A 22,142-nucleotide genomic window follows, 5' to 3' on the forward strand; every position below is an offset into this window, starting at 1 on the left:
CATGTAAACCCACTTTTTTGTTAATTGAGCCAATTTAATCCAAGGGTATAGCTCAATCCGTAATTGGGTATCCGGATAGTTCAAAGAACAAAGATGCAGTATCATGATTGATGATACAGCCTCTCTACTATTGATCATCCCATTTAATTTTATAATCGTACTTCCAGTCGGTTGCCCCCAATCCGAGTAGTCTGAGAAAAATCGACATCATCGCATCTCTAAACCAGGCCGAGATTGGCGAGTGCACTTTTTTATCGTTGTTATGCTTTTGGGCATCGGCGCGTACCTTCTCCACTCGTGGCTTTCTGATAGATTGAAAATCGGAAAAAGCTTTAGGGTAATCAGCTGTAGTGTATTTCCTGAGTAGCTTAGCTAATATCATGGCATCTTCCAGGGCTAAGGAAGCTCCCAGTCCGCTTGTGGGGCTAACTGCATGGGCAGCGTCGCCTATTAAAATAGTTTTGCCTTTGTGCCATTCGGGCAGGCTGGGCATATCATACATGATAGTTTTGATGACATGATCTGAGTTGGCTATTAATTGTGGGACAGGCTGATAAAAATCTTTATAATCAGTAGCTAATTTGTTCTTTAATGCTTCGGCAGGAAGATTCATTAAAGTTTGTTTGGCATCCTGTTCAGGTAGTTCCAAGCTGCACCACCACATCAGCTCATCTTTTGATTGGAAGCTAAAACCAAAAAATCCGCTCAACCCAAATGATAGGTTAAGTGCATCATGATCATATTGACCAAGATGTTGCCAAACGGCCGATCTCTGCGTAAATCCTCCGGAGCCATAAAAGCCAGTATATTCTTCGGGAAAGGCATTGTTGAAAATGATTTTCCGGGTTGCCGAATGAATGCCATCGGCGCCAATGATCAGGGAACCTTCAACCCGACTTTCGTCATCAAAAATGGCGATTATCCCTTCAGTGTGTTCATTGATATCCTTTAATCGCTTTTGAAAGTTTATTCCAATACCCTGTTCAATTGCCTCCTGGTAAAGTATCTGGTGCAATGTGGCCCTGGAGATGGTCACAAATGGTTGTCCAAATTTTTTGATGGCATTGGTTTTTATCCGGGCCAGGAATTTGCCTTTGTAATTCCTGAAGTTATTATAATCGATGGTTTTTCCGGCATTGATCACTTTTTCACTTAAACCCAACTCCTGTAGTATGCTTACGCCATTTGGAGCCAGGCCAATGCCTGCACCAATGCTCTTTGCATCGGGATAAGCCTCAAAAACAGTAGATGATATGCCTGCTTTTTTCAAAAACAAAGCCAGGGATAAGCCAGCATAACCAGCTCCTATAATGATTATTGGTTTATTGATAGTGTCCATATTATTTAACGTGTTTAATGATGCCGTCGCCGTACTGCTTTACATCGGTTAGTACTGCGTTCCCCGCGTAGTGTACATCGCCCTGGCCCCAGTGCGCAATACTGATGGATCTGTTGGCATATAGTTCTACATTACCCTCCGCCATGTTTTTAATACTTAAATCATCTGCAAGCATCTCCAGGGCAAATAAATTCCCTTCGCTCTGGTTTTTGATAGTAAGCGTATCACATTTACCTTTAAGGGTAACATTGCCTGAGCATTGGCTCAATACTTTTATCGCGGGAGCAAAAATGTTAAGTACAGTATTGCCAACACTCTGTATTTTTATTTCCAGTGGGTTATCCAGGGTGATCGCTTTATTACAATTTACATCGCCACCATCGCAACGTATATAAAGTGTGTCTATCTGGCGTAAATAAACCTTGATGTTGCACCTGGTAAAAGATGGCTTTCTGAATTTTGCTTCGGATGATATATAGAGAGTGCGCCCCGAATTAACGGCTTCGAAATAATCCAGCAGGTTTTCGTCGGTTTCTATTACTATTTTTTCTTCATCGGATGGCACTAACTCTATCAGCCCTTTTGCTGCCAGATGCAGCCTGATAAATGAGCTTACCGGTATCTCTTTGGAAACTATGTTCCCATTTCCTTTTATTTCGATCATTTGTCTTAATTTTTTAAAATTCATTTTTTTAGATCACTACTATCATCTGGTAATCAGTAACAAGAAGAGCTTTTTAGTATCTTACTATTGATTACCAGGGTTTGATCAGTTTTTGTATTACAAAGATGCCCTTGATCTGGTAGTCGTTTGTTACACTAAAAGGAGTATGATTTATATAATACGGAGTAATGCCATTTGAATTAAAAGATGCGGCCAGTAACAATATCCTGTATAGCCATCCGCTTAATGAGGCCGGGTTTAATACGGATGAGCTAAAAACGGAGCTGGTTAATTTGAGCCTGCCTTTTGGCGATATGCAAACGCGTATTTGGATATTTAATGGTATCCGGATGAGTTATTCAGAATCTGTATTCAGAGAGCAGGGCGTGCTTGATTGGCGTGGCGATATGAAGATGGTAACGATGTACTTTAGTTTGCAAGGTAAATTGCTTATGGTCGACAAGCATTTGAACAAACAGTTTGAGTTGAACTCCAATCAGCACAATCTTTTTTATGGAAGTGAGGCAGAAGGTAAAATGAAGGTGGAAGAGCTAAAAATGCGATCATTCATGATCCAGTTTACCGAAGAGGCCTTTCTGAACATTACCCGTGATGGTAATGATACACTGAAGAGATTCGCCGATAAAATATTAAAAGGGGAGTCGGCTGCCCTATCTGCCGATAACTTAAATATCAACCTGGCTATTCAAAGCTGCATCAATGCAGTTGTTAATTGCAAATTTGTAGGGGTACTGAAAAAAATGTTCCTGCTTTCCAAAGCCATCGAGGTACTGGTTTTACAGGCCGAATCCTATGATCAGCTACTCACTCCAATAAAAATTTACGCTAAAACCGACTATGATAGGGAGCGACTGGTATATGCCCGGGACTATCTGATGCAACATATAGAGGTGCCTCCAAGTTTATCGCAGCTGGCCCGTGCAGCAGGTATCAATGAGTATAAATTAAAGCGGGGATTTAAAGAGATGTTCGGTATTACCGTATTTGGGTATCTGGCCGAAAGCCGTCTTGAGTTGGCTAAAATTGATTTGCTTGAGGCGAAGAAATCGGTTACAGAGATAGCATTTGAACTGGGTTATTCATCCGTTCAGCATTTTAGTGCCGCTTTTAAAAAGAAATTCGGTGTATCGCCTACTCAGTTAAAATATTAATAAAGCCTGGTACATATCCTTACCAGGCTTTTATAGTGGTATGCTATTACTAAATAGCGGTTTCTGTATACTTCTTGAAATTATCCAGAATAGCCTGCCAGCCTCCACGTTGCATTTCGATGGGGTTGGTACTTTCCGGATCGAAAGTTTCAATTACTTTAGTACTATTATCAAAATCTTCAAAAACAATAGATACTTTTCGGCCATCACCCATGGTATATTCAATAAGCTGATTTTCTTCTACCGTGGTATAAACACCACCAAAATCAAAGCTAAAACTACCGTCTTTAGCGGCCATGGTAGTTTTAAAAGTTCCGTCGACGCGCAGGTCGTTATCTGCATAAGGCGCGTGCCAGTCGTCAGATGCCTGGCACCATTGGGTTATATGTTCAGGTTCGCTCCATGATTTCCAAACTTTTGCAACAGGAGCGTTTACAATAGTCTCAACTGTAATTGCGGTGTTATTTGCTGTTTCCATTTTAATTGCTGTTTTGTTTTAATAAAATAAAGGTAGGGCAAGATGCTCAATAACGGCGGGTGCAATTACGACAATTATAGGGTGTGGATTTACATGTACAAAAGTAGATAGCAATGGGCTATGGCTGCTCACAAAGCTTTTTCAAAATATCCAGCGTAACCGTCCAGTAAAAATCAAGATGTTTATAGATCACTTTGTTTGGAAAGTTACTTAGGGTTAGTGTTAACGTTGTTCCCCCTTCTGCTGGGTTTAGTACAAAACCAACTATGGTGTAATTCTCAGGCACGTCTGGCAAGCCAGAAAGTGTGCTCCAATAATTATATTGAAATGCTTTAGCAGTTTCAAACTGTAGGATAGTGCCTTTGTTTTCAAAATTTATCCAATGTAAACTCCCTTTAAAAATGATGGGATTTCCCGTTTGCCAATCTGTGACCACCTGTAGTTCCGTATCAATCATCCATTGTTTTATCAATTCCTGATCTGTCAAGGCTGTCCATACTTTTGTAACAGGAGCATGGATTACAGCTGTCTTAATTATTGATTTATTGGCCGGGTAGTCAGTCATTATTATAGCTGATTCAGTAATTGGGAAAAAGAGCGTTAGAGTTTGATTATAAGGTTTTTGTAAGAATTGCTTTCATGATAGCTGATTTATAAATCAGGGGTTGCAGGGGGGAGTGGATTACAAATTACGCGTTTATTTTACACCTTGGCTTTCTTTATGAGTAAGGCCCCAATGCTCCAATTGCTGCCATACGGGTATCAGTTGTTCGGCGCTGCTGGTAAGCCTGTATTCAACCCGAGGTGGTACTTCGGCATAAATAGTTCTGATTACTAAACCGCTTTGTTCCAATTCTTTTAAATGCAATGTCAGCATACGGTCTGTAATCCCCGGGATGATTTTTTTTAGTTCGCTAAAACGCAGGGAGCCTTTGCCTAATTTGTAAAGAATTATCAATTTCCACCGCCCGCCCAGTAGATCAACGGCATACATCATCCCACAGAAGTCAATTAGTTTTTCCCGATTGATATTATTAGTGGATGTGATTTTTCTTGTGCTCATAACTTACATTTTTGTGTGCCTCATACAATTGGCCGTACATGCACAAACTTACTGATTAAGGGATAGTTTTGCCTGCGGTTTATTAAAAAACCGATATCAGCACTATGAAAATTCTTATTATATATGCCCATCCCGAACCTCAAAGTATGAACGGCGCTCTACTGAGCATCGCTATGGAAACACTTACCGCTGTAGGCCATGAGGTAAAGATATCTGACTTGTATGCCATGCAGTTTAACCCGGTTTCAGATCGATCTAACTTTACAACGGTAAACGATCCTCTCTTTTTTAAACAACAACAGGAAGAGGCATATGCAAGTCAAACAGAGGGTTTTGCAAACTTTATTGAGCAAGAGCAGCAAAAGGTAGAGTGGTGCGACCTCATGATCTGGCAGTTTCCGTTGTGGTGGTTCAGCGTGCCTGCTATTTTGAAGGGTTGGGTAGACCGTGTGTTTGCCATGGGGCGTTTCTACAAAAATGGCCACATTTATGAAAATGGCATTTTCCAGGGTAAAAAAGCGCTGCTCTCCTTGACTACTGGCGGGCCAGAAGCTAACTATATCAGTGAGAGATATGGAGATCTTGATGTAATACTGCATTCATTGCAAAGGGGTATTTTAGAGTTTACCGGATTTTCGGTATTACGGCCCCACGTGATCTATGGAACGGAAAAACAATCAGCAGCAGAGCTTACTCTTAGGATAGAAGAATGGAAAAACAGGCTGCTAAATGTTTTTGAAGAAGATCCCATTGCTGTTGGAAACTATCAAGGTTAAGTGGTGTTATGGTCACGTTATCAGAGTCAATTCATTTGCATTGATATTAACCAGGACAGCCAGACACCCAAGAATAACACATCGCAATTATTATGTTGTTGCTAACAGGAAAATTTCTCCGCTCGCTGGTAAAAGGCTATCAGTCCGGTTTGCAAAATAAAGCTGCTCCATATCCTTTGCCGATGTTGTTTTTGCTTGCTTAAATCTCGCTTCCTTGGCCAAGGCTAATATTTCATCAGGCGTAAAAAAGCTTACAAATGGCGTACCCGCTTCGCGGGCGCCTTTCTCTGCTATTTGTTGTAAAAATTTATCTTCTTCATCCAGCAGATCCATTGGCAGGTAAAAAGCCACAGCCAATGTGGAACCTGCTGCAAGTGTTGCCAGCTGCCTTAAGGTAGTAATGATAGCCTCTTTGCTAAGATACAAGCTAACGCCGGTGCAAGCCACAACTGCTGGTTTATTAAGGTCAAATCCCGCTTTTAACAATTCATCCCACCAGGAAGAGATCTCAAAATTAACAGAAACAAAATGTAGCCAATTGGGAGCACCAAAGCCCAGTTCAGTCAACCGCTGCCGTTTCCAGGTTTGTGTATCGGGTTGATCAATTTCATATACCTGTAGTTTGGATGCAATGTCTGGCTGTCGTTGGGCAAATGTGTCAAGCCCGGCACCAAGGATAACATACTGATTGATCCCTTGTGCGCTTTCTTTAATAATCAGATCCTCAATAAAACGGGCCCGGGCTACAATGGATGCCCGCAACCGTTTGGTGAACTCCGGATGCATATCGGGTCGCTGTTGCCAGTCGTTATTTGGAGCTACTAGTTTTAACCCTACTTCATCATCAATAATGTGTGGAAGGGCATCAATTTCAACATGCATGGCTCGCCATAAAGCTGTTCGCACGGCTGTATTGTCGGGTTCTATTATTTTTTTGTTGTGTTCCATATAGATGAAAATGCCGTCAACCTTTATTAGCGTCACTTTTATTAAATTTAAGATTTATTTTAATGAATGCAGGCTAATTAAATACAAAGGTCTAACACAGGTAAAAGTTTCAGAGAAAAAAATAATAAAAAAATTTGCGTAGTTAAATGGCTACATTTATATTTGTAGTCAAATGACTACGCAATGAATTTAAGACGAGACGTATTCCAGGCCATAGCCGACCCAACAAGAAGAGCCATATTGCTTTTAGTTGCTTCACAAGCTTTAACTGCGGGCGCAATTGCCGCCAATTTTGACACCGCCAGACCAACAGTTTCCAAGCACTTACAAATACTCACCGAATGCGAATTATTGGAACAGAAACAAAATGGAAGGGAAATTTACTATCACATAAACGCGCAAAAAATGAAAGATGTAGCCGACTTTATTGAACCATTCCGCCAAATGTGGGATGACAGATTTAACAAACTGGAAGCCATTATGAAAAACTATCAATCCAAAAAATAAACTGATATGGAACAAAAAACAAAGATCCATGCCGAAAATGGCAAACAGGAATTAGTGATTACCAGGGAATTTGATTTGCCATTGGAATTGCTTTTTAAAGCTTACGAAGAACCAGAGATTGTGGAGCAATGGATGGGGACAAAAGTGCTTAAACTGGACAATCAAAAACATGGCGGTTACCAGTTTGAAACATCAGATGCTAAAGGAAACGTAGTTTTTAGGGCAAATGGTACCATTCATGAGTTTGTTCCTAACCAGAAGATCACCCGGACATTTGAAATGGAGAATACTCCATTTGATGTTCAAATGGAGTTTCTGGAATTTGAATCACTCACTAATGATACCAGCAAACTCACCATGCATATCGTATACAGATCAATAGCGCTTCGGGATCAAATATTACAGATGCCTTTTGCCCAGGGTATCAATATGGCGCATAACCGCTTGCAAAACGTCGTAAACCAATTAAAATAATTTAAAATGGAAAAGAAAAAAACGCTTTGGTATTGGATAGTTACGGTAGTATTATCCTTCTTTATTTTTTCTGGAGGATTAGCACAGGCCTTGCGGGTAGAGGGGGTGGTACAAGGTTTTAAACCTTTGGGATATCCTACTTATTTTATTGCGCTAATAGGTATTTGGAAAATGCTGGGCGTAATTGCCATATTAGTTCCCAAATTTAAGTTGCTAAAGGAATGGGCGTATGCAGGCATCTTTTTTGTAATGAGCGGTGCTGTAATTTCACATATTGCCAGCAACGATATCTCAGCGCAAATCATTGCGCCGTTTGTGCTTGCCATTTTTGCGGTTTTATCATGGTACTTGAGGCCGGCTGACAGAAAGATCATTTCGGTTAATTAGCAATTGACCTTATATTTAAATTAACATACCTGCCCCAACAGGGATATTGTATAAACCAAACCATATGAAGAGCAATAAAAAACAATTATCATCAGAACAATCTGAAGAATTACTCCGTACATTGAAAATCCGTTTTGAGAAAAACACGAACCGTCATAAAGGTATAGCCTGGGCTCAGGTAGAAGCAAAGCTGGATGCCGAAAAGCTATGGATACTTGATGAAATGGAAATAACCGGCGGCGAACCGGATGTTGTTGGCTATGATCAAAAGACAGATGAATACATTTTTTATGATTGTTCAGCCGAAAGCCCTAAAGAGCGCCGGAGTATTTGTTACGATCATGAAGCACTGGAAGCCAGGAAGGAACATAAACCAGGAAACAGTGCTGTGGAAATGGCGCGTGAAATGGGTATTGAGCTTTTAACAGAAGAGCAATATCGGGAGCTGCAGAAACTGGGGAAATTTGATATCAAAACATCAAGTTGGGTAAAAACACCTGCCGATATCAGAAAACTGGGTGGAGCGATCTTTTGTGACCGTAGGTACGATACCATATTTGTATATCATAACGGTGCGGAGTCTTACTATGCCGCCAGGGGATTCCGGGGATCATTAAGGGTTTAAATTTTGTACTTAATTAAAATGACAACATGAATCCGAGAGTTGATTTTTATTTTAATAAGGCCCAAAAGTGGCAGGAAGAGCTGGAACAATTAAGAATGATAGTTCTGGACTGCGGGCTTACAGAAGAATTGAAATGGGGTTGCCCCTGTTATACTTTTCAGCAAGGCAACGTCCTATTAATACATGAATTTAAAGAGTATTGCGCACTGTTGTTTTTTAAAGGTGCCTTATTAAATAATGCCCATGGCATCCTGATTCAGCAAACGGAAAATGTGCAGGCGGCCCGCCAGATCCGGTTTACCAATGTGTTGGAAATAGTAGAGCAAAAATCTATCCTGAAAGCCTGTATTTATGAAGCCATAGAGGTGGAAAAAGCCGGTTTAAAGGTGGAATTGAAGCAGACTGATGAATTTCCTATGCCGGATGAATTTCAAAGTAAGTTAGATAGTATTCCGGCCCTGAAAACGGCCTTTGAGGCGCTAACACCTGGACGGCAAAGGGCGTATATCCTCCATTTTGCTAAACCCAAGCAATCCAAAACCCGGGAGGCCCGGGTCGAAAAATATATGCTGCAAATTCTTAGTGGCAAAGGATTGAATGATGAGTAATAATTTTACTATCCCTATTGCAGCGTGAAGTAAACCCCGCTGTTTCTTATATTTGGGCTATTGTTTTCATAAAAACAAATGCATCCGCTTATACAACACATTCAAAAAGTTACTTCAACTCCCGGGATAGAAGGTGATATGATATTATCTTTTTTTGAAACAAAAGTATTTAAGAAAAAGGATATTTTACTGGAAGAAAATAAGCGTTGTTTGTTGTATTTTTTTGTGGTAAAAGGATGCCTGCGTTTGTATTTTACAGATTATAATGGAGTGGAGCAAACACTGCAATTCGCATTAGAAAATTGGTGGATGACGGATATTAATGCTTTTCGAGCGGGCCAGAAATCAGGATACACCATTCAGGCGCTGGAAGCGACGGAGGTTCTGACCATTACTGCACCCAATTATGAATTGATGCTCGCGAAATTCCCGATCATCGAAAACTATTTCCGCTTAGTATATGAGCGGGCATACGCAGCATCATTGCTTCGTGTCCGGATGATCTCCAGGATGCCCAAGGATGAGTTTTATGACCTCTTTCAATCCAAATACCCGGAATTTATTCAGCGCATCCCGCAAAAAGTACTAGCATCTTTTTTAGGCTTTACACCGGAGTACCTGAGCGAATTAAGAAAAAAGAAAGTAAAGAAGAAAACCAATTCATGACCGAACAATTATATCATCATATTCAAAAGCTCGTTCCCAATTTTAGGATACAGCAGCAAGATATAGCTCCATTTTTCCAAACCAAATCGGTGAAAAAGGAAGAACTGCTTTTGACAGAAAATGAGATTTGCGATACTATTTACTTTGTTAATAAAGGCTGCCTGTACTTGTTTTATGAAAATAACAATGAAAAACAGGTAATACATTTTGCCTTAGAAAACTGGTGGATAACAGATTATAAAACCTTTTCCGATACTAAACCTGCTGTTTATGCAATTGCTGCAATGGAAGATTCGGAGATTACCTGTATAAGCAGGCAAAATTATGAGGCATTGTTGTTACAATATCCTTTACTGGCTTTGTACTTCAATAAAATTCATGAGCGGGCTTACGGGGCGGCTTTATACAAGCAAAAAACATTTGCTACCGTATCTAAAGAAGACTTCTACCGCTACTTCAGAACTACTTATCCGGAACTGATCCGAAGAATTCCCGATGCTATTTTTGCCAGTTACATGGGTGTTTCCCCGGAAACTTTAAAGACCTACCAGGACCTATACCTTTCTTAAACCAGCTTAAGTTTTCCCGGCAAGGCTATCTCCATCTTTGTACTATATAATTAACCTTAAATAGTACAGATCATGAAAATAGTAGTTATCGGCGGTACCGGCCTTATTGGTAGTCAAACAGTAAATCAGTTAAAGCTTAGCGGGCACGAAGTAGTTGCCGCCTCGCCCAACAATGGTGTAAACACACTCACCGGTGAAGGCTTAAAAGAAGTATTGCAAGGCGCGCAGGTAGTGGTGGATGTATCCAACTCACCCTCGTTTGCGGATGATGATGTGATGCACTTTTTTAAAACCGCCAACGAAAACCTGTTACCTGCAGAAAAAGCAGCGGGCGTACAGCATCACATTGCCTTATCGGTAGTGGGTACTCAAAAACTACAGGCCAGCGGTTATTTCCGTGCTAAGCAGGTGCAGGAAGATATGATCAAAGCATCGGGCATTCCATATACTATAGTTCATGCTACGCAGTTTTTTGAATTTGCCGGTGGTATTGTTCAAATGAGTACGGTTGATGGCAAGGTGATACTACCGGCAGCCAACATTCAGCCCATAGCGAGTAAAGATGTGGCGGCTTTTATGGCCCAAACAGCATTACAACAGCCTGTTAACAAAACCCTGGAAATAGGAGGCCCCGAAAAATTCGACATGGCTGTATGGGTAAAGCAATATCTGCAGGCAACCCATAAAAGTTACAATGTGGCATCCGATGCAAATGCCCTGTATTCAGGAGCACCGATAGAAGCCGATACTATAGTGCCGGAAGCTGCTGTTTTTCTGGGAAAAACAAAATATGCCGATTGGATCGTGATACCTGAAAATCAGCGGTAAGAATAACAATCAAAGGCTTGGTACAGCTATATATCGGGCCTTTGTATTCACACTATTTGTATCAATTGCTAAAAAGTAAAAGAATGAACAGCGAACAATTAATTGAACTAACCCAAGAGCTCATTTATGAGGCCACGCATTTTAATGTGCCATACGTAAAGCAAATTTATGCAGATAATTTGCTCATAGTTAAAGTTGATAAAAATGGGGTTGTAGATACCATGAACAAAGAGCAGCTTGTTGGCTTTGTTCAGGGGAATAGCGATGTAAACGCAGCACCCTTCTATACCAAAGCCGAGTTTCATTACGCTGTTTGTGATGATAACATGGGCATGGTGGTGATGACCCGCGATTTGGAACTGAATGGAAAACCAGATCCGAAATTCTTTACCTTGATCTGGGGACACTCATCCGGAAAATGGCAGGTTGTCAAAGAATCATCCGTAGCGCGCAGCTAATGCAAGAGCCCGATACAGCGATGCATCGGGCTCTTGTTATATCCCCAAAATAGGTGAAGTTCTTATTATCTCCGTTTACTTAAATTTATAGCCCTTTCTATTCGTGGGCGATTATATCGCTGAAGAAAAATTGGATAAAGGTTTAGTATAACATTTAGTACAAGCAGCCATAAGGATCTGGAAAAACCAAATTTGAATGCCACGAAAACATTAAATCCCAGTACGATAAACAAGATAATCAGGTGATCCAATTCGGATTTTTTTGTTTGATAGTGTAAATCCATCAAAGCCTGGGTGTTTTTTTCTATAGGATTTGATTTTCTAACCAACTTTTCCCACCCAATCCAAACCAGTAATTTTCTGAAAAAATTTGTTCCAAAACGTTCGTATATTTTTCCTCCCCGTTCCCAGGCCTTAGTGTTAAAGTACGAAGAAGTGAGTGGGCTTTTTAGTGTTTGGGTAAAAGCAAGTACACATAGCATCAATAAAAAATTTAGAGCCCAGGCGAATGAAAAACTATCCGCCCTGATATAGCAAACTATAGCGCAAACTGAGCCAGTGGTAAGTGTGGCAATTAAAGTTAGAATTAATGTCTTCCTCATTGATTTTGTACGCTTTTATTTAGAAGTTCGATTTTTAATCTCGATATTGATTTTGCTCAAACTAATTATAGCCGGTAAAAAGGCTAAAGCACAGGATATGGGAATTGCAGCCAGAATCTTAGGCGTTTTTAGCTGTAAATGTGAGATAAAGCAAAATTATAAAGGCGGCAAGCATCACCAGCCCCAAACCTAACAATGTACCTTGTATAATCTGCTTTTTTTTATCTAGTTCTTCAATTGATAATTCGGTAAGTGGAATTACTTTTTTCATGATTTTAGTTTGGTTAATGTGGTGTATTATATCTTCGGCAGCGCAAATATACAATATGTCACCAAATGGTGATATATTATTTAAAAATTGATTGCGTAATTTTCAGCGACAGTCGTTAGCTTACCATATGGAACAGAAAAAAGAACCTCAGTTAACCAGAAATAAAGAAAAGAGCAAGCAGAAATTTTTGGATGCAGTACAAAAAATTCTCCATACCAAAGGTTTTTCCGGATTGAAGGTAAACGATATTGCACATGAAGCGGGGCTCGACAAAAAACTGATGTACAATTACTTCGGGGGGCGCGATCAATTGATAGATGAATACATCCGTTCGCAGGATTTCTGGAGCAATGTAAAAGAAGAATCAGTAGGGCCGACTATATCTGATGGAGGAAAAGCACTCTCTAAAACGATGCTCATATCCCAGTTTGATTATGTTTTCAAGAATAAACAATTTCAGAAAATTCTGCTCTGGGGGTTGATAGAGAACAGGAAATCGTTAAAAAAACTGGCTGATAGCCGCGAAGAAAATGGCGCCATACTATTTGAAAATATTACCGATCCTCATTTCAAAGGAAATGCAAAACGGTATCGGGCTATCATGGCTTTGCTGATATCTGGAATTTATTATCTGGATATTTATGCAAGCACCAACGATTGTACGTTTTGTGGCCTGGACCTTAAAAGCCAGGATGGGAGAACCGAAATTGAAGAAGCCATATCCTTTTTAATTGATAAAACCTATGAGTAATGTTGTAGATAAATAAGGCCTAAAGTAAATGTACCCAATCTCTTATTAAACTAATACAAGGAAATAATTAAATAAAAATGCAAACTTTGTAAATAAAAACTTGACACTATGCATCTTATCCGAAATCTCCTCCCGGGAAAACGCAAGTACATGTTCGGATTGATATTGCTCTCGTTTATCCCAATAATTTGCGTGGCTTTCAGTATGACCGGCAATGACGATTTTGATATCGCCAGGAGGGAGATTTTGCTCCGCAGGATCGGACATGAATTACTCTTACAGTCGGGCGACAGTACGTCAAGAGTGCTTCCGGTAAAAAAGATCGCCGAAAATGAGTATCAGATCAGGTTTGAGCGTGAGCTTACTTTTCAACCAGGCTCCCTGGTGAATACTACCCGGCGTTTGTTAGCCAAAGACCCCCTTGCAGGTGATTATGTTGTCAACGTTTTGAACAGTGACAACGCCAGTGTGGCTTATGGATACGCTATATCAAAAAATAAAAAAGATGATATCGTGGCATGTATAGGAAGAGAGCAGCCCAAAGCACGTTATATGATCAACATCAAATTCAAACCGAAGGGCATAAGTATAGTAAAGAATGAATTTTTGCTGGGCAGTTTGCCATTTTTAGCATTTGTTGGTTTCATTTTTTTGAGATCTGCTAAGCCCCGGAGAGCTCTGGCTGACGATCAGCGTACTAATATATTCACTTTGGGCTCGGTGTTATTCGATGAAAAGAACCGGAAGCTCATCATAAACGGACAAACAATTGACTTGACCGGAACAGAAACACGTTTGCTGTTCATTTTCGCGTTATCTCCTAACGAGACTATAGAGAGAGCCCGGCTGCAAAAAGAGATATGGGAAGACGAAGGTGTTATTGTGGGGCGCAGTTTAGATATGTTCATATCAAAACTTAGAAAAAAACTGGAGCCAGATCCTGATATAAATATTGTTGTTATACGCGGTAAAGGATATAAGCTGGAAATTAGCTCTTAACAACAGCCTCACCCAAGCCTTGTGCTGGCACACGAGCACGCGACATGCGTGCGCCAGCAAAGAGCAAACTTGCATGCCATATTTTGAATATAATGAAAGGATTAAAGAAACTAATAGGACAAATATTTCCACCCTATAAATTTAAGATTCAGCGGCAGGAGTGGACACTTTTAGTAGATACTTTGATTACCAATTTACCGGATGACTATCAAGAATTAAAAGAGCAACGCCAAAGAACCCGGCTCTACGGCTTAAGCGACTGGATTTTATTTCCGGGGTTTATGTTTATAACCATTGGTTATGATGAAAATGGGCATAGAGAATTCAAGAAGCGTAGAACGAGTTATCAACTTTCCGGTCAGCGAATTTTTTCAAAAAAATTGAATGATTACACAAGTGTTGATTTCCTGATTAAAGAAAATCTATTAGCTGGAATAAGGATAGAGAATTCAAATTATGAGATCGAAGAGTTTGATTTAAAAAGAGTTCAGAGTCAACATCTCGAACGTACCCGGATCGAGTTTCCGCCTTCCGATTTGGATCTATTTTATGATGGGCTTGATGATCAAATAAAAAGTAAACTGAACCCTGAAGATATATTTGATATCGATTTTAATAACCGAAAATTTTACGCTTTCTATGACCTGAAAGATGGGAACTATCTTGCCACTGATAAAAAGCTAAATGTGTACTCTCTTGTTCATGATGCGAAACCTATGGCTAAGAAATTGAAGTATTCCCTTTCCGAAATTCTTGATGACATAATAGCAGAAAATTTTGATAAGGGAAAGCACTTAGAAGAAAGATATAGAACGATGGCATAAAGCCCTCGCTTCTCTCTGTTGGCGCACGCGTATGTTGAATGGTTTTACGCTCAAACATCCTTTATGCTTTAATCTTATATTTAAATTATGCTTTACTATTTTTTACCATCATTATCTTATATTTAGATTCTAAACTTTAATATTCAATAATCAATTAGTGGCAACATCTACGCTTATCACAGGCATTTTAATATCAGCAATTGTTTCAGCTCTTTTTAGTGAGTCAATAGTTCAAGGTTTAGGCAAACTTTTATCAAAAATTGATTTGCCACAAAGAGCAGATATAGAAGGATTATGGCATGTGGAATTTACCATGAGCCATAATGGTGAGTTAGTTACATATAGAGAGGCCATAAATGTTGTAAAAAGACTCGGTACAATTTACGGATATAACGTACCTGACGCAGAAAATCATGAGTTACTAAAGCTGGTTGAATTAAACGAACCATTAAGAATAAAAGCTATTATAATAGATAATAGATTTATTACGGGTACATGGTATCATCCGGATAGGAAATCCCGGTTTCACGGCTCATTCCAACTAAAGCTGGGATTGTCTGGTAAAAGTATGAAAGGTGTTTGGACCGGTTACCGGGAATCTACAAATTTAATAGAATCAGGTGATTGGCTTTGGACGCAACGGAATACTAATATATCTTAATCCATAGCCAGTGTTATCATCGAACCATAAAAACAAACCCCGATACGCCAGTATCGGTGGTTTGTACTCGGGACGATACAGATTTCCAAACACTTTATTGAGGATTTAGAAGTCTTAATGCGTTTAACTGTTTATCCAAACGTTTATTGAATATAAAACTGATACCACTAACAGCCCTTTTTATGAGTAGGTATTATAGGACTTGGAATTTTTCAACATCCTTTATTTGGTATGGCATAAATCACGTTGCCTGAAACAGATAAATTGAAGCCTCTATTTTCTACAGATGGAAGTAGCAGTTTCCATGTTTTGCCCATATCTGATGATCGGAATATACCATCTGAGCGACCACATATTAAATAGTTACCCACTTGTTTGATTGATGAAATATTCAATGAATATTGAGGCCCTCCTATTTTTTTCATTAATAAACTACTCCAAGAAGGCTGAAGTTCTTCACCTATGTCATTCCAGGTTTTTCCACTATCCAGTGAAATGTGTATGGTGTTGGTTTGGGTTATCATGTTGTAGGCTATAGCAGCAAATCCTCCATCAATACGTTCCACGGCGACACCAGTACCCCCTTCACTAATCACACGATCCCAGTTTTCACCATCATCGGTCGATCTTAATATTCCCTGTGTGCTGGCAGCCAGGAGTACACCGTTTGACTCTACCATTTTCATTACCCAGCCTACAACATGCACATATTTCCAGGTTTTTCCACTATTGGTGGATTTAAAAAGGGCGTTGTTGGAGCCGATGAAAACTGTGCCTCCCGTAGTTTCAAAAACGCTGGATACTTGTTTCTCTTTATAATTCGTGTACATCCAATCTATCGTTCTGTTAAGACGTACGGCCTGCTCTTGAAAATTTGTGTACATGGGCGACCAATCACTCTTTCCGTTTATCTTTTGTAAAAACTGTCCCCTGAAACTATATACAAATATCCCATTCTTGCCAGGGGCAATCTCACGCTGTTCACCAGGGAAGATCTCTTTTGTCCAAAAAGTAGTTGTGGCATTTGGTTCACTGTGATAAACCCCATTACCGGTACGCAAATAGAGCCCACGGTCATTTGCAAATAAACCATGACTCCACACACCTTCTTTCTGCAATTTTTCAGGCAGCCCTTTGCTAATGTCCTGCCATGTTTGTCCGCCATCAGTAGATCTGAAAACGATGTTTGCAAGCCCTGATTTAGTCCCTGCTGTTGTTTTCTTCCCCGCTTCCTTTTCTTTTAGTACAAAAGAGTTTAGGAGAAATAATACCAGGAGGGTGGCCGGAACAAACACAAATAATTTTTTCAATTTTTTATTTTTCATGTCCTATAAATTTGATGCAACAAATCTACTTTGATGTTTTTCGGCTTAAGTAATCAGGATTGTAAATTAAAATGTAAACTTTGTAAATAAATAGTAAATGGAATGTATTATGGTCGAAAAATGCTCTGTTGTAAAGGCGCTTTCGATGTTAGAGAGCCTATATGAAGATGGAGACATCATATGGCAAAAACCTACAATTTTACTAATGTAAAAAATAACGATATTCAGAAGTGGGTATCGAACCGGTAGAAAACACCCAAGAAGATATCAGAAATTTAGCCCATGGTCAGTCTTATCACCGCACCATAAAAACAAAATCCCCGATACGCCAGTATCGAGGATTTGTACTCCCGACGATACAGATTTCGAACCGTTTTTTGGAAGATTTGCAAGTTTTATTGCGCTTAAGTGAATGAAACGGATTTTTTGTATCAGGCGACGGGAAACTTATTGAAACGTGGGAATGTCACCAAAAGCCACTACTTGCCCCTTTGTCAAGTTGTACCTAATGGAAAGCGCTTTGCAAAAATGGTTGTTTTTCTGGATGAAATAGCTGCACCAGCGGCCATTGCCTGTTGAGTATGTCCGCCAGTTGATTGAGCCGCCTGGCACCTCTATGGCTTTCCAATATACGTGTATTATGGAATTTGGAAAACAGTTTGTGAGTTTTCTCCTATTTAAATAATTATTCGCACTTACCGTCTGCCTTGCGAATTAAGCTTATCTAGGCATCTCATCTTTGATCATTCAACCCATGGTCATGAACAAACTACCTACTACAAATGGTCAACAGACCGCTGCTTCCAATAGTAATTATTCTCGTAGAGTCAGACAACTTCGCGAACATCCCCGGCAACAAATCCGCAAATTATTACGGTCGTTCACACCGCTGATCAAAAATCCAAATATTAACGAAAATCGTTAAGCCGAAGGTATTCAAATGCTGGTGGTAAGGTCATTTTCTGCATTCGCCAGAATGCAGCAAGATGGATTTTCGTATACGAAAATCATCTTGCTGCCCTTACGGTCAGGCCGGCGCTCGGAACTCGTGCCGTCTGGAAGAGCATTTAAAAACTATTATCATGCCCAGGAAAAAGTTAGAGAACCCGGAAGAAATACTGAGCCATCCCATCATCTTGCGGGTGACCGAAAAGGTATTTCTAAAGCTGGAGAAGTTGATGAAAGAGAGCGGTTACCAAAGCATCGGCGAAGTAGCGCGGATGATCCTGTCAGATCAGCCCATCAAATGCTTTTACGTCGACGTTTCTATGAACGCGCCAATGGAGCAGCTGGCCCTGATTCGCAAGGAACTGAAGGCCGTCGGCATCAACATCAATCAACAGACCCGGTATTTTCATCAAAGCCGGACTGATGCGCAGAAAGGCTTTTATGCTTTAAAGACCGCGGGGTTATACCAGCAAGTAGGGCAAAAGACCGAAGAGTTATTAAGAATTGTCAATGCTTTAGCCGCGAAATGGTTGCAAGATTCGTGAACGGAAAAAATATCAGGGGGATGCTGCACTACAACGAAAATAAAGTGACTAAGGGTGAAGCACGGCTTTTGTTAGCCAGCGGTTTCGCGGGAGATATCAGTCAGTTCAGTCTTGAGCAAAAGCTGAAGCGATTTGAACAGCTGACCATACTCAACAGCCGCGTAAAGACAAACGCGATACATATCTCACTGAACTTCGACCCTCAGGATAAACTGAACGCGGAAAAACTGCAGCTGATCAGTATGGCTTATATGGAGCGAATCGGTTTCAGCGATCAGCCGTATCTGGTTTACCAGCACACCGATGCTGCTCATACACATGTGCACATCGCTACGGTGAATGTGCAATCGGATGGTCGCCGTATAGACACGCATGGTATCGGCTGGCGCTTATCCGAACCGGCGCGGCAAGCCCTGGAAAAAGAGTATGACCTGGTAGAAGCCAAAGGCAAAACGCTGAGTGACCGGTTCACCATTAAGCCCGCCGCTATTGAAAAAGCTCACTATGGCAAGACGCCGACCAAAAGAGTGATCACGCAGGTGGTGAGTGCGGTGATCCAGGATTATCGCTTTACCTCGCTGGCGGAATTCAACGCGGTATTGCGGCAGCTCAATGTGGTAGCCGACCTTGGAGGCGAGCAGACGGTGATGCGGAAAAAGGGAGGACTGCTGTACAGTCTCATCGACGGGAAGGGCCGGCAGGTCGGTGTACCGATCAAAGCCAGTGCTATTTATAACAAGCCAACGCTCGTTAATCTGCAAAAAGAATTTGAACGCAACCAGGGAAGACGGCGGCAATACCGGGAGCCGCTGAAGAAAGCCATCGAACAGGTATTTAAAAACCATAACGGTCTGACCAAAAATACGTTTGTCCGGGAGCTGCGTGAGCGAAACATCACTGTGCTGTTCCGCAGTAATGCGCAGGGCTTCACTTACGGGGTGACGTTCATCGATAACCGCAACCGAACAGTATTCAATGGCAGCGATCTGGGCAAGGGTTATGGCGCGAACGCTTTGCTGGAACGCTTTGGCTCCGTCGATAAACCACGATGTTTATCGCCATCGCCAATACCGGCTAGCCAATTCAAAGAAGAGGCAGAGCAACAACTCCGCTGGATACCGCGATTATCGGTAGTTTCTAACCAAGCACAAGTGGCGCCAAGCGTCGGTCGAAAGAAGAAGCGACGCAAAGACAAACAACAGGATCAGGGACTAAACCTATAAAGCGATGCAAACGGGAGAAGATAGCCAGGGCCTGCGTAAGATCATTGAGTTCACCCGGCTGATTAGTATTTTTATACTGGCCATTCATTTTTATACAAGCTGTTATAAGGCCTTTGAAAGCTGGCACTGGACGGCTGCCATTACGGATCGTATAGTTGGCAATATCGCCAGGACGGGCTTATTTATCAACTGGTGGCGGCCTAAGCTTGCCGGCTTGCTTTGCTTGGTCATTTCACTGATCGGTGTGAAAGGCAAAAAAGAGGAAAGGCTGAACTGGAAAAGCTGCATGGCCTGTCTGTTGAGCGGGCTGTTGATCTATTGGATCAGCATACTGGCTTTTTACCTGCCTGCCAGGTTGAATTTGGTTGCCATCTGTTACATGGGATTGACGGCCACTGGCTATTTGCTTTTCATGACCGGTGGGGTCTGGGTGACACGATTGCTGCGGGAAAAGCTGGACAAGGATATTTTTAATAAGGATAATGAAACTTTTCCCCAGGAGGAGCGCAAGCTGGAAAATGAATATTCGGTTAACCTGCCTGCAAAATATAACTTAAAAGGTAAGGTTAGGGAGAGCTGGATCAATGTAGTCAATCCCTTTAGAGGGTTACTGGTGGCGGGCACACCGGGTGCGGGGAAAAGCTACTTTATTATACGTCATATCATAGACCAGCACATCAAAAAAGGCTTTTCGATGTTTCTGTATGATTTTAAGTTTGACGATTTAAGCAAGATCGTTTATAATACGTTGCTGAAATATCATCATCATTACCAGGTCCAGCCGCGTTTCTACCTCATCAATTTTGACGACCTGTGCCGTACGCATCGCTGCAACCCACTTGACCCGCTAAGTATGTATGATATCACCGATGCGACCGAAGCCAGTCTAACGATCCTGTTGGGACTAAACCGCGAATGGATCAAGAAACAAGGTGATTTTTTTGTCGAGAGCCCAATCAACTTTTTGACGGCGATCATCTGGTACCTGCGCCGATATGAGGAAGGTAAATACTGCACTTTACCGCATGTGATCGAACTGATGCAAGCGGATTATGATGAATTGTTTCCCATCCTGAACACACAGCCAGAGGTAAGGGCCCTTATTAACCCGTTCATTTCAGCGTATAACCGGAATGCCCTGCCGCAACTGGAAGGTCAGGTAGCCAGCGCTAAAGTGGGGCTGGCACGTTTAGCCTCTCCACAACTATACTATGTATTATCAGGTAATGATTTTACGCTGGATATCAATAATCCCGGGGCTCCCAAAATTGTTTGTATGGGAAATAATCCACAGAAATTGCAAACTTACGGTGCCGTATTGTCCTTATATATATCCCGTATGATTAAGTTGGTAAACCGCAAGGGGCAATTGAAAAGCAGCCTGATCTTTGACGAGTTCCCGACCATTTTCTTTAATAATATAGATGGTCTCATTGCTACGGCCCGCAGCAATAAAGTGGCTACAACGCTTGCCGTGCAGGATTTTAGCCAGCTAAAAAAAGATTATGGGGCTGACCAGGCGGACGTGATTACGGGAATTATCGGCAATGTTATTTCGGGCCAGGTAACCGGTGATACGGCTAAAAAGCTGTCTGAGAATTTTGGTAAGATCGTACAGGATAAGAACAGCATGACCGTCAATAGCACCGATACCTCCATTTCAAAAGCGACTCAACTGGATTATGCGATACCCGCATCAAAAATAGCGACCCTGTCATCAGGTGAATTTGTAGGTATGGTGGCGGATAATCCGGATCAGCCGATGGAGTTGAAAATGTTCCATGCCCGCATCCGGCAGGATCACGCGGCGATGGCCAAAGAAGAAGCGGCTTTTAAACCGATTCCTAAAGTGACTACGGTGACCGAAGAAGATGTGCTGGAAAATTATCTGTCTATTAAAGCGGATATTGGACATCTAATCCGCTCGGAAATGGCGTTAATAGAGGCGAAGCAAACACCGGATGAAGGCGGGGGGAAGACAACTGGTCAGGATGATGATACCGGACATACGCTGTCTATGTAATTCCTATAAAGGGTAAACGTTTAGCCAGTTCCATTGTTTTTTCAGCTAAGGTATTAATGCGAAGATATACTAGGGCTCTGGAAAATTGTTAACGTAACAGACCCCTATCAAAAAAGCCTGTTCCGGAAAAGAACAGGCTTTTTTGATGAGATCTCATATCCATTATTGTATCCCGATAATTACCAGATTACTCAGTCGCATGCCCAGGGTATTGCAATTGCCGGAAGCCAGCCAGCGTCCTCCTCTTGAACAGCTAGATGGTTATGGACAAGTTATGTTTCTATGAGATCAAATTGTTGAAATGTTGTTTGGATTGTATCCACTTTTCTTCCGGGAGATTTTAACATGTTTGCTGGCCGGCTGAAAGAATAGCGTTTTTGTCATTATGGAGCAGGGTAAAATAGACTT

27 protein-coding genes are annotated in these 22,142 nt (G+C 41.2%); 18 read left to right on the plus strand and 9 right to left on the minus strand.

All coding sequences use genetic code 11. From position 1 onward, the window contains the following. Positions 1 to 127: 127 nt before the first annotated feature. Complete coding sequence (locus tag FHW89_RS26150; RefSeq protein ID WP_172337995.1) at positions 128 to 1,339, minus strand: NAD(P)/FAD-dependent oxidoreductase; 1,212 nt, start codon at positions 1,337 to 1,339, stop codon at positions 128 to 130. 1 nt (position 1,340) lies between these two features. Further along, positions 1,341 to 2,027: a GIN domain-containing protein gene (locus FHW89_RS26155; RefSeq protein WP_172337996.1), complete on the minus strand. Its 687-nt coding sequence runs from the start codon at positions 2,025 to 2,027 to the stop codon at positions 1,341 to 1,343. A gap of 164 nt (positions 2,028 to 2,191) precedes the next feature. Between FHW89_RS26155 and FHW89_RS26160 the strand changes: the two genes are divergently transcribed. Beyond that, a complete protein-coding gene (locus FHW89_RS26160) occupies positions 2,192 to 3,175 on the plus strand; it encodes an AraC family transcriptional regulator (RefSeq protein WP_172337997.1) in 984 nt (327 codons plus the stop codon). A 49-nt stretch (positions 3,176 to 3,224) separates the two neighbouring features. On the opposite strand, the gene FHW89_RS26165 is transcribed toward FHW89_RS26160, so the two are convergent. From FHW89_RS26165 to FHW89_RS26175, 3 genes are all read right to left on the minus strand, one after another. Next, positions 3,225 to 3,653, minus strand: a complete 429-nt coding sequence (locus FHW89_RS26165) for an SRPBCC family protein (protein WP_172337998.1) — start codon at positions 3,651 to 3,653, stop codon at positions 3,225 to 3,227. 118 nt (positions 3,654 to 3,771) lie between these two features. Further along, the gene (locus FHW89_RS26170; protein WP_172337999.1) at positions 3,772 to 4,218 is read right to left on the minus strand and encodes an SRPBCC domain-containing protein; all 447 of its coding nucleotides are present in this window, start codon (positions 4,216 to 4,218) and stop codon (positions 3,772 to 3,774) included. A 132-nt stretch (positions 4,219 to 4,350) separates the two neighbouring features. Further along, complete coding sequence (locus tag FHW89_RS26175; RefSeq protein ID WP_172338000.1) at positions 4,351 to 4,716, minus strand: helix-turn-helix domain-containing protein; 366 nt, start codon at positions 4,714 to 4,716, stop codon at positions 4,351 to 4,353. A gap of 104 nt (positions 4,717 to 4,820) precedes the next feature. On the opposite strand from FHW89_RS26175, the gene FHW89_RS26180 reads away from it, so the two are divergent. Continuing rightward, positions 4,821 to 5,492, plus strand: coding sequence for an NAD(P)H-dependent oxidoreductase (locus FHW89_RS26180; protein ID WP_172338001.1), 672 nt, complete (start codon positions 4,821 to 4,823; stop codon positions 5,490 to 5,492). Positions 5,493 to 5,582: 90 nt separating this feature from the next. On the opposite strand, the gene FHW89_RS26185 is transcribed toward FHW89_RS26180, so the two are convergent. Then, positions 5,583 to 6,440 (minus strand): class I SAM-dependent methyltransferase, encoded by an 858-nt coding sequence (locus tag FHW89_RS26185; RefSeq protein WP_172338002.1) that lies wholly within the window; start codon positions 6,438 to 6,440, stop codon positions 5,583 to 5,585. Positions 6,441 to 6,623: 183 nt separating this feature from the next. On the opposite strand from FHW89_RS26185, the gene FHW89_RS26190 reads away from it, so the two are divergent. The 9 genes from FHW89_RS26190 (at position 6,624) to FHW89_RS26230 (ending at position 11,562) form a co-directional block, all read left to right on the plus strand. Then, positions 6,624 to 6,947, plus strand: a complete 324-nt coding sequence (locus tag FHW89_RS26190) for a helix-turn-helix transcriptional regulator (RefSeq protein WP_172338003.1) — start codon at positions 6,624 to 6,626, stop codon at positions 6,945 to 6,947. A 6-nt stretch (positions 6,948 to 6,953) separates the two neighbouring features. Beyond that, a complete protein-coding gene (locus tag FHW89_RS26195; protein ID WP_172338004.1) occupies positions 6,954 to 7,421 on the plus strand; it encodes an SRPBCC domain-containing protein in 468 nt (155 codons plus the stop codon). Positions 7,422 to 7,427: 6 nt separating this feature from the next. Then, positions 7,428 to 7,808 carry a DoxX family protein gene (locus FHW89_RS26200; RefSeq protein ID WP_172338005.1) on the plus strand — a complete coding sequence of 127 codons (381 nt, stop codon included), beginning with the start codon at positions 7,428 to 7,430 and terminating at the stop codon, positions 7,806 to 7,808. Between the two features lie 64 nt (positions 7,809 to 7,872). Further along, on the plus strand, positions 7,873 to 8,433 hold the full coding sequence (locus tag FHW89_RS26205; protein WP_172338006.1) for a DUF4256 domain-containing protein: 561 nt from the start codon (positions 7,873 to 7,875) through the stop codon (positions 8,431 to 8,433). A gap of 26 nt (positions 8,434 to 8,459) precedes the next feature. Next, entirely contained in the window at positions 8,460 to 9,041 is a 582-nt protein-coding gene (locus FHW89_RS26210) for a YdeI family protein (RefSeq protein WP_172338007.1), read from the plus strand. A gap of 78 nt (positions 9,042 to 9,119) precedes the next feature. Continuing rightward, on the plus strand, positions 9,120 to 9,707 hold the full coding sequence (locus FHW89_RS26215; RefSeq protein ID WP_172338008.1) for a Crp/Fnr family transcriptional regulator: 588 nt from the start codon (positions 9,120 to 9,122) through the stop codon (positions 9,705 to 9,707). Further along, positions 9,704 to 10,276: a Crp/Fnr family transcriptional regulator gene (locus tag FHW89_RS26220; protein ID WP_172338009.1), complete on the plus strand. Its 573-nt coding sequence runs from the start codon at positions 9,704 to 9,706 to the stop codon at positions 10,274 to 10,276. Before FHW89_RS26215 ends, FHW89_RS26220 begins: the two co-directional genes overlap by 4 nt. Positions 10,277 to 10,348: 72 nt before the next feature. Beyond that, positions 10,349 to 11,104 carry an SDR family oxidoreductase gene (locus tag FHW89_RS26225; RefSeq protein WP_172338010.1) on the plus strand — a complete coding sequence of 252 codons (756 nt, stop codon included), beginning with the start codon at positions 10,349 to 10,351 and terminating at the stop codon, positions 11,102 to 11,104. Between the two features lie 83 nt (positions 11,105 to 11,187). Continuing rightward, positions 11,188 to 11,562, plus strand: a complete 375-nt coding sequence (locus FHW89_RS26230) for a hypothetical protein (RefSeq protein WP_172338011.1) — start codon at positions 11,188 to 11,190, stop codon at positions 11,560 to 11,562. A 65-nt stretch (positions 11,563 to 11,627) separates the two neighbouring features. Here FHW89_RS26230 and FHW89_RS28900 read toward each other — a convergent pair whose 3' ends face one another. Both FHW89_RS28900 and FHW89_RS26235 read right to left on the minus strand, forming a co-directional pair. Further along, on the minus strand, positions 11,628 to 12,164 hold the full coding sequence (locus FHW89_RS28900) for a hypothetical protein (protein WP_371742492.1): 537 nt from the start codon (positions 12,162 to 12,164) through the stop codon (positions 11,628 to 11,630). Positions 12,165 to 12,282: 118 nt separating this feature from the next. Then, on the minus strand, positions 12,283 to 12,435 hold the full coding sequence (locus FHW89_RS26235; protein WP_172338012.1) for a hypothetical protein: 153 nt from the start codon (positions 12,433 to 12,435) through the stop codon (positions 12,283 to 12,285). Positions 12,436 to 12,562: 127 nt separating this feature from the next. Between FHW89_RS26235 and FHW89_RS26240 the strand changes: the two genes are divergently transcribed. From FHW89_RS26240 to FHW89_RS26255, 4 genes are all read left to right on the plus strand, one after another. Beyond that, a complete protein-coding gene (locus tag FHW89_RS26240) occupies positions 12,563 to 13,186 on the plus strand; it encodes a TetR/AcrR family transcriptional regulator (RefSeq protein WP_172338013.1) in 624 nt (207 codons plus the stop codon). Between the two features lie 108 nt (positions 13,187 to 13,294). Then, complete coding sequence (locus FHW89_RS26245; protein ID WP_172338014.1) at positions 13,295 to 14,185, plus strand: winged helix-turn-helix domain-containing protein; 891 nt, start codon at positions 13,295 to 13,297, stop codon at positions 14,183 to 14,185. 44 nt (positions 14,186 to 14,229) lie between these two features. Beyond that, a complete protein-coding gene (locus FHW89_RS26250) occupies positions 14,230 to 15,009 on the plus strand; it encodes a hypothetical protein (RefSeq protein WP_172338015.1) in 780 nt (259 codons plus the stop codon). A 157-nt stretch (positions 15,010 to 15,166) separates the two neighbouring features. Next, on the plus strand, positions 15,167 to 15,670 hold the full coding sequence (locus tag FHW89_RS26255) for a hypothetical protein (protein WP_172338016.1): 504 nt from the start codon (positions 15,167 to 15,169) through the stop codon (positions 15,668 to 15,670). A 212-nt stretch (positions 15,671 to 15,882) separates the two neighbouring features. On the opposite strand, the gene FHW89_RS26260 is transcribed toward FHW89_RS26255, so the two are convergent. Next, entirely contained in the window at positions 15,883 to 16,995 is a 1,113-nt protein-coding gene (locus tag FHW89_RS26260; protein WP_172338017.1) for an exo-alpha-sialidase, read from the minus strand. Between the two features lie 1,082 nt (positions 16,996 to 18,077). On the opposite strand from FHW89_RS26260, the gene FHW89_RS26265 reads away from it, so the two are divergent. Genes FHW89_RS26265 through mobC form a run of 3 tightly spaced genes read left to right on the plus strand, consistent with a single transcriptional unit; the run spans position 18,078 to position 21,734 of the window. Next, complete coding sequence (locus tag FHW89_RS26265; protein ID WP_172338018.1) at positions 18,078 to 18,488, plus strand: mobilization protein; 411 nt, start codon at positions 18,078 to 18,080, stop codon at positions 18,486 to 18,488. Beyond that, positions 18,470 to 19,711, plus strand: a complete 1,242-nt coding sequence (locus tag FHW89_RS26270) for a relaxase/mobilization nuclease domain-containing protein (protein WP_172338019.1) — start codon at positions 18,470 to 18,472, stop codon at positions 19,709 to 19,711. The genes FHW89_RS26265 and FHW89_RS26270 overlap by 19 nt, the downstream gene beginning before the upstream one ends. A 4-nt stretch (positions 19,712 to 19,715) precedes the next feature. Beyond that, the gene (gene mobC / locus FHW89_RS26275; protein WP_172338020.1) at positions 19,716 to 21,734 is read left to right on the plus strand and encodes a conjugal transfer protein MobC; all 2,019 of its coding nucleotides are present in this window, start codon (positions 19,716 to 19,718) and stop codon (positions 21,732 to 21,734) included. The last annotated feature ends 408 nt before the right edge of the window (positions 21,735 to 22,142 follow it).

This window comes from Mucilaginibacter sp. SG564 (genome assembly GCF_013149275.1).
Classification (GTDB): Bacteria; Bacteroidota; Bacteroidia; order Sphingobacteriales; family Sphingobacteriaceae; genus Mucilaginibacter.

What these genes read in the sequence shown, in the direction of transcription:
- FHW89_RS26150 (WP_172337995.1), bottom strand. Translation starts at nt 1,339, where the DNA reads ATGGACACTATCAATAAACCAATAATCATTATAGGAGCTGGTTATGCT.
- FHW89_RS26155 (WP_172337996.1), bottom strand. Translation starts at nt 2,027, where the DNA reads ATGAATTTTAAAAAATTAAGACAAATGATCGAAATAAAAGGAAATGGG.
- FHW89_RS26160 (WP_172337997.1), top strand. Translation starts at nt 2,192, where the DNA reads ATGCCATTTGAATTAAAAGATGCGGCCAGTAACAATATCCTGTATAGC.
- FHW89_RS26165 (WP_172337998.1), bottom strand. Translation starts at nt 3,653, where the DNA reads ATGGAAACAGCAAATAACACCGCAATTACAGTTGAGACTATTGTAAAC.
- FHW89_RS26170 (WP_172337999.1), bottom strand. Translation starts at nt 4,218, where the DNA reads ATGACTGACTACCCGGCCAATAAATCAATAATTAAGACAGCTGTAATC.
- FHW89_RS26175 (WP_172338000.1), bottom strand. Translation starts at nt 4,716, where the DNA reads ATGAGCACAAGAAAAATCACATCCACTAATAATATCAATCGGGAAAAA.
- FHW89_RS26180 (WP_172338001.1), top strand. Translation starts at nt 4,821, where the DNA reads ATGAAAATTCTTATTATATATGCCCATCCCGAACCTCAAAGTATGAAC.
- FHW89_RS26185 (WP_172338002.1), bottom strand. Translation starts at nt 6,440, where the DNA reads ATGGAACACAACAAAAAAATAATAGAACCCGACAATACAGCCGTGCGA.
- FHW89_RS26190 (WP_172338003.1), top strand. Translation starts at nt 6,624, where the DNA reads ATGAATTTAAGACGAGACGTATTCCAGGCCATAGCCGACCCAACAAGA.
- FHW89_RS26195 (WP_172338004.1), top strand. Translation starts at nt 6,954, where the DNA reads ATGGAACAAAAAACAAAGATCCATGCCGAAAATGGCAAACAGGAATTA.
- FHW89_RS26200 (WP_172338005.1), top strand. Translation starts at nt 7,428, where the DNA reads ATGGAAAAGAAAAAAACGCTTTGGTATTGGATAGTTACGGTAGTATTA.
- FHW89_RS26205 (WP_172338006.1), top strand. Translation starts at nt 7,873, where the DNA reads ATGAAGAGCAATAAAAAACAATTATCATCAGAACAATCTGAAGAATTA.
- FHW89_RS26210 (WP_172338007.1), top strand. Translation starts at nt 8,460, where the DNA reads ATGAATCCGAGAGTTGATTTTTATTTTAATAAGGCCCAAAAGTGGCAG.
- FHW89_RS26215 (WP_172338008.1), top strand. Translation starts at nt 9,120, where the DNA reads ATGCATCCGCTTATACAACACATTCAAAAAGTTACTTCAACTCCCGGG.
- FHW89_RS26220 (WP_172338009.1), top strand. Translation starts at nt 9,704, where the DNA reads ATGACCGAACAATTATATCATCATATTCAAAAGCTCGTTCCCAATTTT.
- FHW89_RS26225 (WP_172338010.1), top strand. Translation starts at nt 10,349, where the DNA reads ATGAAAATAGTAGTTATCGGCGGTACCGGCCTTATTGGTAGTCAAACA.
- FHW89_RS26230 (WP_172338011.1), top strand. Translation starts at nt 11,188, where the DNA reads ATGAACAGCGAACAATTAATTGAACTAACCCAAGAGCTCATTTATGAG.
- FHW89_RS28900 (WP_371742492.1), bottom strand. Translation starts at nt 12,164, where the DNA reads ATGAGGAAGACATTAATTCTAACTTTAATTGCCACACTTACCACTGGC.
- FHW89_RS26235 (WP_172338012.1), bottom strand. Translation starts at nt 12,435, where the DNA reads ATGAAAAAAGTAATTCCACTTACCGAATTATCAATTGAAGAACTAGAT.
- FHW89_RS26240 (WP_172338013.1), top strand. Translation starts at nt 12,563, where the DNA reads ATGGAACAGAAAAAAGAACCTCAGTTAACCAGAAATAAAGAAAAGAGC.
- FHW89_RS26245 (WP_172338014.1), top strand. Translation starts at nt 13,295, where the DNA reads ATGCATCTTATCCGAAATCTCCTCCCGGGAAAACGCAAGTACATGTTC.
- FHW89_RS26250 (WP_172338015.1), top strand. Translation starts at nt 14,230, where the DNA reads ATGCGTGCGCCAGCAAAGAGCAAACTTGCATGCCATATTTTGAATATA.
- FHW89_RS26260 (WP_172338017.1), bottom strand. Translation starts at nt 16,995, where the DNA reads ATGAAAAATAAAAAATTGAAAAAATTATTTGTGTTTGTTCCGGCCACC.
- FHW89_RS26265 (WP_172338018.1), top strand. Translation starts at nt 18,078, where the DNA reads ATGCCCAGGAAAAAGTTAGAGAACCCGGAAGAAATACTGAGCCATCCC.
- FHW89_RS26270 (WP_172338019.1), top strand. Translation starts at nt 18,470, where the DNA reads ATGGTTGCAAGATTCGTGAACGGAAAAAATATCAGGGGGATGCTGCAC.
- mobC (WP_172338020.1), top strand. Translation starts at nt 19,716, where the DNA reads ATGCAAACGGGAGAAGATAGCCAGGGCCTGCGTAAGATCATTGAGTTC.